General features: G+C 64.1%; 12 protein-coding genes. 9 read left to right on the top strand and 3 right to left on the bottom strand.

All coding sequences use genetic code 11. The features are described 5' to 3' along the window. Positions 1–422: 422 nt before the first annotated feature. Positions 423–1,283 (bottom strand): CHAD domain-containing protein, encoded by an 861-nt coding sequence (locus N511_RS0117895; RefSeq protein ID WP_027680532.1) that lies wholly within the window; start codon positions 1,281–1,283, stop codon positions 423–425. Between the two features lie 107 nt (positions 1,284–1,390). Beyond that, complete coding sequence (locus tag N511_RS0117890; RefSeq protein ID WP_442965440.1) at positions 1,391–2,230, bottom strand: DeoR/GlpR family DNA-binding transcription regulator; 840 nt, start codon at positions 2,228–2,230, stop codon at positions 1,391–1,393. A 77-nt stretch (positions 2,231–2,307) separates the two neighbouring features. On the opposite strand from N511_RS0117890, the gene glpD reads away from it, so the two are divergent. The 8 genes from glpD (at position 2,308) to glpK (ending at position 11,700) form a co-directional block, all read left to right on the top strand. Next, a complete protein-coding gene (gene glpD / locus N511_RS0117885) occupies positions 2,308–3,885 on the top strand; it encodes a glycerol-3-phosphate dehydrogenase (RefSeq protein WP_027680530.1) in 1,578 nt (525 codons plus the stop codon). Between the two features lie 67 nt (positions 3,886–3,952). Next, a complete protein-coding gene (locus N511_RS0117880; protein WP_027680529.1) occupies positions 3,953–5,071 on the top strand; it encodes an ABC transporter ATP-binding protein in 1,119 nt (372 codons plus the stop codon). Beyond that, on the top strand, positions 5,058–6,155 hold the full coding sequence (locus N511_RS0117875) for an ABC transporter ATP-binding protein (protein ID WP_027680528.1): 1,098 nt from the start codon (positions 5,058–5,060) through the stop codon (positions 6,153–6,155). The genes N511_RS0117880 and N511_RS0117875 overlap by 14 nt, the downstream gene beginning before the upstream one ends. Further along, complete coding sequence (locus N511_RS0117870) at positions 6,152–7,042, top strand: carbohydrate ABC transporter permease (protein ID WP_004637132.1); 891 nt, start codon at positions 6,152–6,154, stop codon at positions 7,040–7,042. The genes N511_RS0117875 and N511_RS0117870 overlap by 4 nt, the downstream gene beginning before the upstream one ends. Then, entirely contained in the window at positions 7,035–7,868 is an 834-nt protein-coding gene (locus tag N511_RS0117865; protein WP_027680527.1) for a carbohydrate ABC transporter permease, read from the top strand. The genes N511_RS0117870 and N511_RS0117865 overlap by 8 nt, the downstream gene beginning before the upstream one ends. A gap of 22 nt (positions 7,869–7,890) precedes the next feature. Beyond that, positions 7,891–8,172, top strand: a complete 282-nt coding sequence (locus N511_RS0117860; RefSeq protein ID WP_027680526.1) for a DUF2160 domain-containing protein — start codon at positions 7,891–7,893, stop codon at positions 8,170–8,172. 172 nt (positions 8,173–8,344) lie between these two features. Then, positions 8,345–10,090 (top strand): ABC transporter substrate-binding protein, encoded by a 1,746-nt coding sequence (locus N511_RS0117855; RefSeq protein ID WP_027680525.1) that lies wholly within the window; start codon positions 8,345–8,347, stop codon positions 10,088–10,090. A gap of 113 nt (positions 10,091–10,203) precedes the next feature. Next, positions 10,204–11,700 (top strand): glycerol kinase GlpK, encoded by a 1,497-nt coding sequence (gene glpK / locus N511_RS0117850; RefSeq protein WP_009239731.1) that lies wholly within the window; start codon positions 10,204–10,206, stop codon positions 11,698–11,700. Between the two features lie 68 nt (positions 11,701–11,768). Here the strand turns inward: glpK and N511_RS0117845 are convergent, their stop codons facing one another. Then, positions 11,769–12,134: a hypothetical protein gene (locus N511_RS0117845; protein WP_027680524.1), complete on the bottom strand. Its 366-nt coding sequence runs from the start codon at positions 12,132–12,134 to the stop codon at positions 11,769–11,771. A 191-nt stretch (positions 12,135–12,325) separates the two neighbouring features. Between N511_RS0117845 and N511_RS0117840 the strand changes: the two genes are divergently transcribed. Beyond that, on the top strand, positions 12,326–12,952 hold the full coding sequence (locus N511_RS0117840) for a DUF1415 domain-containing protein (RefSeq protein ID WP_027680523.1): 627 nt from the start codon (positions 12,326–12,328) through the stop codon (positions 12,950–12,952). The last annotated feature ends 167 nt before the right edge of the window (positions 12,953–13,119 follow it).

Genomic DNA, 13,119 nt, shown 5'->3' with positions numbered 1-13,119 from the left:
TCTGTGCGAGCACTTCATTACTTGTTAGCTAGCGGATCGAAATCCGCCGCATCCAGTATTAAGCGCCCACACTTATCGGCTGTTTGCTTGTTAAAGAACTTCGCGATCAACTTTGTTCACCGCGTCGCTGCGTTGTCTGCAGCAGAGAAACGAGATTATGCAGAGCTTTTTCGTCGCTGTCAACAACTCGTCGAAGAATTTTTATCCATCAACTCGCTGCCAACTACCACTCGATCCACCGCCAATCACCTACCACCCGATCGACCGCAAACCCGCTCCACACCTGCTTCTCCACCACTCAACTCCACCACCGCCACTTGCGTTTCGGCGCTGTGTTTTGCAGCGAGGGCGAACTATAGGCGGGTTTCTCGAACGGCGCAAGCCCTTTCTTTTCATAGGGTCTTTTCTGCACTTTTGACGGGCTACCGGGCTGGATGGGACCGTACCCAGCGCAGTTCCTTAGCAGCCCGCCGCCGCGCGCTGCCAGCGCGCTTGTGAAAGACGTTCACTATGGACAGCGGGGGCGGCGCCTTGAAGAGGTCTGCGACGCAAGCAAGCGAGACAGATGCATCGTGCACCTCGCCCAAGGCGTCCTGGAGTTTGCGCAAATGCCTCCGGTAACGCGTGGCTGCGTGGGCGCCGAGCGCCGGGTAGAAGGCTTCATATAGATAGCGCCACTGTTTGGCGGCGATGCGGGCTCGATGCAGACGCGGCGCAGGCGAACGCGTCGGGCGACGCCCGCGGCGAATCAGCTTCTTCCGAAGCGCCTGAGCCCGGGTACGGGCAAAGCGACGATGCCGCTCCGGCTCGTCTTCTATATGGAAGGCCGTGATCGCTCCTTCCAGCTCAAGCAGCGTTTCGCGCACATTCGGCGACGCCAACTCGGTGCGCAACTCCTCCCAAGCGCGGTTGCGGGCCTCTCTGGACTTGATAACTGCGGCCTGCAGCCAAGCCCGGCCAGCCTCGTCCCTGTCGGGGAGCGACTTCCGGACAGACGGAAGCCAATCGGAAAGCAGTACGTCCCACTCCCGTACAGGGCCGGTCGATGCAGCCAGCGCCCGCAAGCGAGGTTTCCACTGGTCGACAAAGCTGGCCGGCAGAACCGGCGCAAAGCTCACCCAAGCTGAACGCAGTCGGCGCAGGGTGACACGGAACTGGTGAAGATCTTCGTTACTGGGATCGGGTGCCGCCAGCTTGGCAAGTGCCTGGCGCAGAGCGGCAATGTGTTCAGTGACGATGCCCGCGAAGATCGAGAGGATTGTCGCATGTGAGTGCTTGCTCACGATGCTCTCCGTGTGACGAGTCTGAATGACAGGGAGGCACGCAAGGTGCGCGCCTTGTCATTTCACTGTAGTCGAGCGGGCGAAGACTGGAGAAAAGCGATCGAACGTCAACGCGTTTCGCTGGCGACGATCACCTCGACCTCGGCAGCGCGGAGAACGTCGGCCATCGGCTCCGGCACCGGGACGTCGGTGAAGAACTTGTCGATCTGCGAGACATGGCCCAGGCGGACGACAGCGCGGCGGCCGAACTTGGAGTGATCAGCCACGAGCCAGACTTCGCGGGACTGCTCGATGATGGACTGGGCGACGCGCACTTCACGATAGTCGTAGTCGAGCAGCGTGCCGTCTTCGTCGATGCTGGAGACGCCGATGATGCCGATGTCGACGCGGAACTGCTTCATGAAATCGATCGTGGCCTCGCCGACGATGCCGCGGTCGCGGTTCCGCACGAGGCCGCCGGCGACGATGACCTCCGCGTCCGGGCTGCCGGAGAGGATCGACGCGACGTTCAGATTATTGGTGATGACACGCAGACCGCGGGGCCCGTTCTGGCCGACCAGCGCCTTGGAGACCTCTTCGGTGGTCGTTCCAATATTGATGATGAGCGAGCGGCCGGGCTCGACGTGGCGCGCAACGACCTCGGCGATGCGCCGTTTGGCGTCGATGTGCAGGACCTGGCGCTGGTCGTAGTCGATGTTTTCGACCGACGACGGCAGGCCGACACCGCCGTGATAGCGCGCGAGCAGGCGCTCGTCTTCGAGCTGGCGGATATCGCGACGGATGGTTTGTGTCGTGACGCCGAGCACGCGGGCAAGCGCGTCGACGGAGGCATCGCCGTGCTGGCGGACGTATTCGAGGATCTGGCGGTGTCGCGGAAGCATCAAGTCACGAAATGAACATAAACGAACATATGTGAGCGAATTAGGCGATTCCCTATGTTGCTTTATTTTCGCCCTTCACTAAACTATCCGCCAACGCGTCACTATTCGCAAGGAAAGGCGCGAAAATCAACAGATTCCAACCCATGCAACTCACTGACGCGTCGCATCTGGACTGTGATCTGCTGGTGGTCGGAGGCGGCATCAACGGCGTGGGTATCGCGCGTGATGCCGTGGGCCGTGGCCTGTCGGTGGTCTTGTGTGAAAAGGACGACCTGGCCCAGCACACCTCTTCGGCCTCGACCAAGCTGATCCACGGCGGGCTGCGGTACCTCGAATATTACGAATTCAGCCTGGTGCGCAAAGCGCTGCAGGAGCGCGAGGTGCTGCTTCGCATGGCGCCGCACATCATGTGGCCGCTGCGATTCGTGATGCCGCACGATGCCGCGCAACGCCCGGCCTGGATGATCCGCGCGGGCCTTTTCCTTTATGACCACCTGGCGCGTCGGCGCTTTCTGCCGGGTTCGGAGTCGATCAAGCTGGCGCGGCATCCGGCCGGCAAGCCGCTCAAGGCCGGTTACACGCGTGGCTTCGTCTATTCCGACGGATGGGTGGACGACGCCCGCCTGGTCGTGCTCAACGCCCGCGATGCGGCGGACCGCGGCGCCCACATCCTCACCCGCACGCGCTGCCTGAATGCCGAACGACGCGCCGACGGCTGGCACGCCTCGCTGGCCGGCCCGGACAGCATCCGCTCGGTGCGCGCCAAGGCGATCGTCAATGCGGCCGGGCCGTGGGCGGCAGAATTCGCCCGCTCTGCCCACGCATTGCCGAGCACGCGCGGCCTGCGGCTGATCAAGGGCAGCCACATCGTGGTGCGGCGGATGTTCGACCACCCGTTCGCCTACATCTTCCAGAACCCGGACGGGCGGATCGTCTTTGCGATCCCGTACCAGAACGATTTCACGCTGATCGGCACCACCGATTTGGAATACAAGGGTTCGGTGGACCAGGTGGCCATCGACGCCGGCGAAATCCAGTATCTGTGCGAAATGGCCAGCCGCTATTTCACCCAGCAGCTGACGCCGGCTGACGTGGTGTGGAGCTACTCGGGCGTGCGGCCGCTGCTGGACGACAGCGCCGCCAACGCCTCGGCCATCACGCGCGATTACCTGGTCGAATGCGAGACCGGCGCCGACGGCGCGAGCGCGCCGCTCATCAACGTGTGGGGCGGCAAGATCACGACCTATCGCAAGCTGGCCGAAGAAGCGCTGGACCAACTCGCCCCGCATCTGCCGCTGGCCGGCAAGCCTTCGTGGACGGCCACCGCATCGCTGCCGGGCGGCGATCTGGAAGCGCCGGGCCAGCTGGTTGCCGAATACACCTTCGACGACTTTGTGGCGCGCCTGCAAAAACGTTTGCCGTGGCTGCCGACCCAGTTGGCGACGCGCTATGCGCACCAGTACGGCACCCGCGTGAACACGCTGCTGGCTGGTGCCACGCGACTGGAAGAGTTGGGCGCCGAAGTGACGCCCGGCTTGTATGAAGCCGAAATCCGTTACCTGATCGAACATGAATGGGCCCGCACGGCACAGGACATCCTGTGGCGGCGGACCAAGCTGGGGCTGCACGCCAGCGATGCCGACCGCAGCCGGCTGGAAGGCTGGCTGGCGCGGCATCTGCCGGAAGGCCAGACCGCTCCAGTTGCGGAACGGGCGCCCTGAAGCACCAGGGGCTGGGCGCCCGAACCAAGACATCAAGAAATCAAAGCAGTAAGACGGGAGACATCAATTGATTCTGGAACTGGACCAGGTTACGGCCATGGTCGGGGCGCAGACGCATCTGTACCCGACCAGCCTGCGGCTGGCGCCCGGCGCCATCAATGTGCTGCTCGGGCCGACGCAAGCTGGCAAGACCACGTTGATGCGCATCATGGCCGGGCTGGACCGGCCGACCACCGGCCGCGTACTGGTCGACGGCAAGGACGTGACGGGCGTGGGAGTGCGCGATCGCAATCTGGCGATGGTGTACCAGCAATTCATCAACTACCCGGCGATGACGGTGTACGACAACATCGCCTCGCCGCTGCGCCTGCAGGGCACCAACAAGGGCGAGATCGATACGCGCGTGCGTGCCGTCGCCTCCAAGCTGCACATCGACCACCTGCTGCAGCGCCTGCCGGCCGAGCTGTCCGGCGGGCAGCAGCAACGCTGCGCGCTGGCGCGGGCGCTGGTCAAGCGGGCACCGCTGGTGCTGCTGGACGAGCCGCTCGTCAACCTCGACTACAAGCTGCGCGAGGAACTCCGCGCCGAACTGGCATCGCTCTTTGCCGATGGCGGCACGACCGTCGTGTACGCCACCACCGAGCCGCAGGAAGCGCTGCTGCTGGGCGGCCACACCGTCGTCATGCATGAAGGCCGCGTGCTGCAGGACGGCCCGACGCTCGACATGTACGAAGTGCCGGTGTCGGTCAATGCGGCGGCCATCTTCAACGACCCGCCGATGAACGTGCTGGACGCCACCGTGGTGGAAGGCAACCGGATCCGCCTGCCGCAAGGCATCGATGTTGCATGGACGCGTCCGCTGCCGATGGCGGCCGGCACGCGCTGCCGCATCGGCCTGCGTCCGAGCCACATCCGCCTGTCGCCGCGCAACGGTGGCGCGGTCGCCCTGCCGGGCACGGTGGAACTGGCCGAGCTGTCGGGGTCCGAAACGTATCTGCACGTACGGGCGCAGGCCGTCGGCCAGACGAACACCATCGGCTTGGTCGCGCAGTTGCCGGGGGTGCATCAGTTCGAACTGGGCGCGGCGCTCGACGTGTTTGTCGATCCGGCCGAACTGTTCCTGTTCGACGAAGCGGGCAAGCTGGTGAGCGCGCCCAAGCAGGGAGGCGCACATGGCACGCATTGAATTCCGCAACCTGGGGCACAGCTACCGCCCCAATCCGCAAAGCCTGTCGGACTACGCGCTGCAGCCGATGAACATGACGTGGCGCGACGGCGGTGCCTATGCACTGCTCGGCCCGTCGGGCTGCGGCAAGTCCACGCTGCTGAACATCATCTCGGGGCTGCTGACGCCGTCCGAAGGCCAGGTGCTCTTCGACGACCGCGACGTCACGCACGCCAGCCCGCGCGAGCGCAACATCGCGCAGGTGTTCCAGTTCCCGGTCATCTACGACACGATGACCGTGTTCGACAACCTCGCCTTCCCGCTGCGCAATCGCAAGACGCCGGAAGCCGAAGTGAAGAAGCGCGTGGAGGAAGTGGCCGAGATTCTCGAGCTGCAGCACGCGCTCAAGCGTCGCGCCTCCGGTCTGGCGGCCGACGCCAAGCAGAAGATCTCGCTGGGCCGCGGCCTGGTGCGCAAGGACGTGGCGGCCATCCTGTTCGACGAGCCGCTCACCGTCATCGATCCGCACCTGAAATGGCAACTGCGTCGCCAGCTCAAGAAGATTCACCAGCAGCTCAAGCTCACGCTGATCTACGTGACGCACGACCAGGTGGAAGCGCTGACCTTTGCCGACGAGGTGGTCGTCATGACGGAAGGCAAGGTCGTGCAGCAAGGCGGGCCGGAAGCGCTGTTCGAGCGGCCGGACCATACCTTCGTCGGCTACTTCATCGGCAGCCCGGGCATGAACCTCTACCCGGTGACGGTGGATGGCGACGTGATTGCGCTGGGTGATCAGCGCCTGTCGGTGGGCCGCGACACGCTCGCCACGCTCAAGAACGCCAACGGGTCGCTCAAGCTCGGCATCCGCCCGGAGTTCGTCCAGCTGGCCGCAGCGGGGGAAGTCGGCACCGTGGCAGCCAACGTGCACCAGGTGCAGCAACTCGGTACGCACCAGTTGCTGACCGCAAGCCTCGGCGAGGCCGGCGGCCTGCCCATCAAGGCGAAGCTGCCGAACGAAGTGAGCGTGACCGAATCGCGCGTCTGGCTGCGCCTGGATGCGCCGCAGACGCTGTATTACAGCAATGACGAGAGGATCGGCCGATGAACAAGCCGCTCAACAACAAGGCGTGGTTCCTGATCCTGCCGGTGTTCCTGTGCGTGGCGTTCTCCGCCATCCTGCCGCTGATGACGGTGGTGAACTACTCGGTGCAGGACATCATCAGCCCCGAGCAGCACGTCTTCGTGGGCGTGGACTGGTTCCGCCAGATCCTGCGCGACGGCGATCTGCAGGACGCGCTGACGCGCCAGCTGATCTTCTCGCTGTGCGTGCTGGCGGTGGAAATTCCGCTGGGCATCGGCCTGGCGCTGTCGATGCCGTCCAAGGGCTGGAAGGCGTCGGCTGCGCTGGTGGTGCTCGCCATGCCGCTGCTGATTCCCTGGAACGTGGTCGGAACGATCTGGCAGATCTTCGGACGCTCCGATATCGGCCTGGCCGGTTACTGGCTCAACCAGATGGGGATCGACTACAACTACACGTCGCACTCGTTCGACGCGTGGATCACCGTGCTCATCATGGACGTGTGGCACTGGACGCCGCTGGTGGCGCTGCTGGCGTATGCCGGCCTGCGCTCGATCCCGGATGCGTTCTACCAGGCCGCCGAGATTGACGGCGCCAGCCGCCTGGCCGTGTTCCGCTACATCCAGTTGCCGAAGATGCGCGGCGTGCTGATGATCGGCGTGCTGCTGCGCTTCATGGACAGCTTCATGATCTACACCGAGCCGTTCGTGCTGACCGGCGGCGGCCCCGGCAATGCCACGACGTTCCTGTCGCAGTACCTGACGCAGAAGGCGGTCGGTCAATTCGACCTGGGCCCGGCGGCGGCATTCTCGATTGTGTACTTCCTCATCATCCTGCTGTTCTGCTTCGTCCTCTACAACTGGATGCAGCGCATGGGCAGCGCCAGCACGGCCGTGGGAGACGACCATGCCTAAGCAGAACAACAACAACGAGCACAAGCGCAAGATCGCCCGCGCGATCACGCTGGCGGTGTATGTGGCGTTTGCCGTGCTGCCGCTGTACTGGATGTTGAGCATGTCGCTCAAGACCAACGAGGAGACGCTGGCCGGCTTCTCGATCTGGCCGAAGCTCGTCACGTTCGACAACTACAAGATCATCTTCACCGACCCGTCGTGGTACTGGGGTTACATCAACTCCATCATCTACGTGACGATGAACACGGTGCTCTCGACCGTGGTGGCGCTGCCGGCGGCCTACGCCTTCTCGCGTTACCGCTTCCTGGGCGACAAGCACATGTTCTTCTGGCTGCTGACGAACCGCATGACGCCGCCTGCGGTGTTCCTGCTGCCGTTCTTCCAGCTGTATTCGACGGTCGGCCTGATGGACACGCACCTGGGCGTGGCGCTGGCGCACATGCTGTTCAACGTGCCGCTGGCGGTGTGGATTCTCGAAGGCTTCATGTCGGGCATCCCGCGCGAGATCGACGAGACGGCCTACATCGACGGCTACAGCTTCCCCAAGTTCTTCCTGAAGATCTTCCTGCCGCTCATCAAGGCCGGCGTGGGCGTGACGGCGTTCTTCTGCTTCATGTTTAGCTGGGTGGAATTGCTGCTTGCACGCACGCTCACCTCGGTCGACGCCAAACCCATCACCGCGGTGATGACGCGCACGGTGTCGGCCTCGGGCATGGATTGGGGTGTGCTGGCCGCAGCGGGTGTGCTGACGATCATTCCCGGCGCGCTGGTGATCTGGTTTGTGCGGAACTACATCGCGAAGGGTTTCGCGATGGGCCGCGTCTAAAACAAGAACGGGAGACACAGCCATGTTCAGCTGGATGGCCTGGACGCCCGAAGTGGCGATCTTCTTCGGCTGCATCGCCTTGATGCTAGCCAGCATGACGGTTTGGGAGGTGGTTCGGCCCACGGTGGAGCGCAAGGGCTTCCTGCCCATTGCCACCACGCGCGGCGACCGCCTCTTCATCGGCTTGCTGACCGCGGCTTATATCAACCTGGCGTGGGTTGGGCTCACGTCGGAAGAGACGAGCGCCTGGGGCGGCTTCATCGCCTCGATGGTGGTGCTGGTGATCGTGATGTGGCGCGGCTGACGCGCCATCGGTGCACTTGAATTTGCAGGTCCGGAGGCATCAGCACGGGTTGATGCCTCCACGCCCAAATTGACGTACGGGCACAGGCATTCCACCACGCTCCCCGCGTCGGAATGCCGGATGTTTTCGCTGCGGGGAGAACAACAAGCTAACCAAGCACGAGGAGATACCGATGAAAACATCCTGGCGCATGACGCTTCAGATCAGTGCCATCGCACTGGCGAGCGCCCTGGCAGTCGGCGCGGCCCATGCCGGCGAAGCCGAAGCCAAGAAGTGGATCAGCAGCGAATTCCAGCCCAGCACGCTGTCGCAAGACAAGCAGATGGCGGAAATGAAGTGGTTCATCGACGCCGCGGCCAAGCTCAAGGCCAAGGGCGTGACCGAGATCCACGTCGTGTCGGAAACGCTCGACACGCACGCCTATGAATCGAAGACGCTGGCCAAGGCCTTCGAAGAGATCACCGGCATCAAGGTCAAGCACGACATCATGCAGGAAGGCGATGTCGTCGAAAAACTGCAGACCTCGATGCAATCCGGCAAGAGCATCTATGACGGCTGGATCTCCGACTCCGACCTGATCGGCACGCACTATCGTTACGGCGTGATCATGCCGCTGTCCGACTACATGTCGGGCGAAGGCAAGGAGTTCACCAACCCCGGCCTGGATCTGAAGGATTTCATCGGCACCAGCTTCACCACTGCGTCCGACGGCAAGCTGTATCAGCTGCCCGACCAGCAGTTCGCCAACCTGTACTGGTTCCGCGCCGACTGGTTCGCCCGCAAGGACCTGCAGGACAAGTTCAAGGCCAAGTACGGCTACGACCTGGGCGTGCCCGTCAACTGGACGGCCTATGAAGACATCGCCAACTTCTTCACCAACGACGTGAAGGAGCTAGACGGCAAGCGCGTCTACGGCCACATGGATTACGGCAAGAAGGACCCGTCGCTGGGCTGGCGCTTCACCGACGCCTGGCTGTCGATGGCAGGTTCTGCCGACAAGGGCATCCCGAACGGCCTGCCGGTCGACGAATGGGGCATCCGTGTCGACGAGAAAGACAAGTGCACCCCGGTGGGCGCATCGGTCTCGCGCGGCGGCGCCACCAACAGCCCGGCCGCCGTGTACGCCCTGACCAAGTACATCGACTGGATGAAGAAGTACGCCCCGCCCGAGGCGACCGGCATGACCTTCAACGAAGCCGGCCCGGTGCCCGCGCAAGGCCACATCGCCCAGCAGGTGTTCTGGTACAGCGCCTTCACCGCGCCGATGACCAAGCCGGGCCCGGTCGTGAACGCCGATGGCTCGCCGAAGTGGCGCATGGCCCCGTCGCCGCACGGCCCGTACTGGAAGGACGGCATGCAGAACGGCTACCAGGACGTCGGCTCGTGGACGTTCTTCAAGTCCACCCCGTTCGAGCGCCGCTCGGCCGCGTGGCTGTACGCGCAGTTCGTCACGTCGAAGACCGTGTCGCTCAAGAAGTCCATCACCGGTCTCACGTTCATTCGTGACTCCGATATCCACAGCGACTACTTCACCAAGAACGCGGCCAAGTACGGCGGCCTGATCGAGTTCTACCGCAGCCCGGCCCGCGTGGCCTGGACGCCGACCGGCAACAACGTGCCCGACTATCCGAAGCTGGCACAGCTCTGGTGGAAGAACGTCGCCACGGCCGTCACGGGCGAGAAGACGCCGCAAGGCGCGATGGACAACCTGGCCAAGGAAATGGACCAGGTGATGGGCCGCCTGCAGCGCGCGGGCATGAAGAACTGCGCGCCCAAGCTGAACCCGGAAAGCGATCCGTCGAAGTGGCTGTCGACCGAACACGCCCCGTGGAAGAAGCTCGACAACGAGCGTCCGAAGGGTGAGACGGTGGCCTACGACAAGCTGCTCGCAGCCTGGAAGGCCGGCAAGGTGCGTTAATTCGCATGCCCGCCGGTCGATCAACCATCGGCCGGCGGGCTACCATGCCTGCTTCCGTTTTACCCACCGCCGGACAGGTTCACTCCGGCCCGGCGGTCACCTGAATCTGCCTTATGGAATACCTCCTCGCGCTCGACCAGGGCACATCCAGCTCACGCGCCATCGTCTTCAACCGCGCCGGCCAGATCGTCGCCAGTGCCCAGCAGGAGTTTCCGCAGCATTTCCCGCAGCCCGGCTGGGTCGAGCATGATCCGTTCGACATCTGGAACAGCCAGCTCGCCACCTGCCGCGCCGCACTCGAACAAGCCAAGCTGTCCGCCGCCGACATGGCCGCGCTTGGCATCACCAACCAGCGCGAAACCACCATGGTGTGGGAGCGCGCCACGGGCAAACCGATCTTCAACGCCATCGTCTGGCAGGACCGCCGCACCGAAGCCATCTGCGAGCGCCTGCGCGCCGAGGGCCTGGAAGACGAGGTACGCAAGCGCACCGGCCTGATCATCGACCCGTATTTTTCGGCCACCAAGCTGCGCTGGATTCTCGATCACGTGGATGGCGCCCGCGAGCGCGCCGCGCGTGGCGAACTCGCCTTCGGCACCATCGACAGCTGGCTCGTCTGGCAACTCACGCGCGGCCGCCTGCACGTGACCGACGTATCGAACGCTTCGCGCACGATGCTGTGGAACATCCACACCGGTGAATGGGATGCGGACCTGATGCGCGCGCTCGACATCCACCCGAGCCTGTTGCCCGAGGTGCATCCGTCCGCGTACCAATTTGGGCAGACCGATGCCGACTGGCTCGGCGCCTCGCTCACCATTGGCGGCATTGCCGGCGACCAGCAATCGGCGTTGTTCGGCCAGGCGTGCTTCAAGCCCGGCATGGCCAAGAACACCTACGGCACCGGCTGCTTCATGCTGCTCAACACCGGCGACAAGGCAGTCCAATCGCACAACGGCCTGATCAGCACGGCTGCGTGCCAGAGCGGCACGAAGCGCAGCTACGCGCTCGAAGGCAGCGTGTTTGTGGGCGGCGCGGTCGTGCAGTGGCTGCGCGACGGCCTGCGCGCCATCCAGCGCTCCGCAGACGTCGAAGGCCTGGCCGCCTCGGTGCCGGATTCGGGCGGCGTGGTGTTCGTGCCGTCGTTCACGGGGCTGGGTGCGCCGTACTGGGATCCCACCGCGCAGGGCGCCATCGTGGGCCTGTCACGCGGCACGACCATCGGCCACATCGCCCGAGCCGCACTGGAGTCGATTGCCTTCCAAAGCACCGCACTGCTGCAAGCCATGACGCGCGATGCCGTTTCCACCATCTCGGAACTGCGCGTCGACGGCGGCGCCTCGGCCAACAACCTGCTGCTGCAGTTCCAGGCTGACCTGCTCGGCATTCCGGTTGTGCGTCCGGAGATCATCGAGACCACGGCGCTCGGCGCGGCCTACCTGGCCGGCATCGCCACGGGCTTCTATCGCGATGAAGCGGAAGTCGCGCAGCAATGGCGCGCCTCCCGCACGTTCCACCCCGTCATCAGCCGCGACGAGGCCGCGCACCGCATCGCCCAATGGGAAATGGCCGTCGCCCAGGTCCGCCTGCCGACCACGCGCGGCCACTGACGGCGCACGTTGCCCCCCAAGAAAAAGGCGGCCCGAAGGTCGCCTTTTTTCTTGGTTCGGCGAGTGGCTTACTTGCCTTCGCTGTTCGGCGTCTGGGCGGGCCCGCCTTGTTCGCTCATCGCTTCCTTGCGCTTGGCGCGCGCTTCCTTCTTCTCAGCCTTGCGGTTGGCCTTGGCAGCCTTCTTCTCTTCCTTGTAGGCCGCCTTGGCGTCGGACTTGCGAGCCTTGTATTCGTCGCTCGCGGCCTTGTCGTCAATGCGCTTCTGAACCAGCGGGTCAGACGACGAAGTGGCCGGCCCGCCTTGCGGGGCGGTCTGCACGGTGCCGGTGGTCTGCGGTGAAGTCTGCGGTGCCGGCGTCATCTGTGCGAAAGCAGCCGACGCAGCAAACGTGGCGGCAACGGCGAGGGCGGTTTTCAGGCGCAGTTCAATCATGGTTGATCTCCTTCTTTTACAAAAACGCGGAATGGACTGACCACATAAGCGGCGCGCGAAGCACCTGAAGTGATCTCGGCGCGCATCAACGGCGCACGCCGGGCGTTGCAAATCACAACACCCAGTTCGTCGCAAGAAGCGCTCCCAGCCCATCGACTACACTGCGCGCTGTCTCTTCCCTCGCGTACGCCGTGTCCAATCACGCCCCCGATTTCGTCCTGCTCGATCCGCCCGCCGATGCCCTCAACTTGGATGCAGACGCCGCCGCCCTTCATGTCGCGACCGTGCAGCGCTGGCTCGAAGACGCCGTCATCGGCCTGAACCTCTGCCCGTTCGCCAAGGCCGTCCACGTCAAGCGGCAAGTCCGATACGCCGTCAGCCGCGCCACGATGGACGGCGACGTGCTCGACCACCTGCGTGCCGAGGCCGACCTGCTGCACGCCACCCCCGCCGCACAGATCGACACCACGCTGCTGATCGTCCCCGCCCTCGCCGACTTCCTCGATTTCCACTCGCTCACGGAACGCGCCGAATCCGTACTCGCCAAAGCCGGCTACGAAGGCGAACTGCAACTGGCCAGCTTCCACCCCGATTTCGTCTTCGCCGACGCGGAGCCTAACGACATCGCCAACGCCACCAACCGCGCACCGGCCCCCATCCTGCATCTGCTGCGCGAAGACAGCATCGCCCGCGCCGCTGCAGCCGTCCCCGACGCAGCGGACATCTACGAACGCAATATCGCGACGATGGAAAAGCTGGGCCCCGAAGGCTGGGCAGAAATGGCAAAGAAGTTCGGCAAGATACCGCCCCGCGACTAACCAACTGACCAAAGGCAGCGACGGTTTGGCCGTTGATGCCCTAGATGGCGCCTTGAATTTCTGTTGCAGGGAGGAAAAAGGAAGGGAAACTGTCTGAGCGAAGCGAGTTTTTCCCTTCCCCTCCCTGCGACATAAATTCAAGGAGTGGGTCGCCATCTCGGGCGCGC

The sequence above is a fragment of the Ralstonia sp. UNC404CL21Col genome (assembly GCF_000620465.1).
GTDB classification, from domain to species: Bacteria; Pseudomonadota; Gammaproteobacteria; order Burkholderiales; family Burkholderiaceae; genus Ralstonia; species Ralstonia flatus.
Note: the sequence above shows the minus strand (reverse complement) of the source record. Positions and strands in the feature narration are given on the sequence as shown.

Bases quoted from the DNA above. Each gene is read 5' to 3' on its own strand.
- glpK (WP_009239731.1), top strand. From the start codon at position 10,204: ATGGAATACCTCCTCGCGCTCGACCAGGGCACATCCAGCTCACGCGCC.
- N511_RS0117865 (WP_027680527.1), top strand. From the start codon at position 7,035: ATGCCTAAGCAGAACAACAACAACGAGCACAAGCGCAAGATCGCCCGC.
- glpD (WP_027680530.1), top strand. From the start codon at position 2,308: ATGCAACTCACTGACGCGTCGCATCTGGACTGTGATCTGCTGGTGGTC.
- N511_RS0117855 (WP_027680525.1), top strand. From the start codon at position 8,345: ATGAAAACATCCTGGCGCATGACGCTTCAGATCAGTGCCATCGCACTG.
- N511_RS0117845 (WP_027680524.1), bottom strand. From the start codon at position 12,134: ATGATTGAACTGCGCCTGAAAACCGCCCTCGCCGTTGCCGCCACGTTT.
- N511_RS0117860 (WP_027680526.1), top strand. From the start codon at position 7,891: ATGTTCAGCTGGATGGCCTGGACGCCCGAAGTGGCGATCTTCTTCGGC.
- N511_RS0117870 (WP_004637132.1), top strand. From the start codon at position 6,152: ATGAACAAGCCGCTCAACAACAAGGCGTGGTTCCTGATCCTGCCGGTG.
- N511_RS0117875 (WP_027680528.1), top strand. From the start codon at position 5,058: ATGGCACGCATTGAATTCCGCAACCTGGGGCACAGCTACCGCCCCAAT.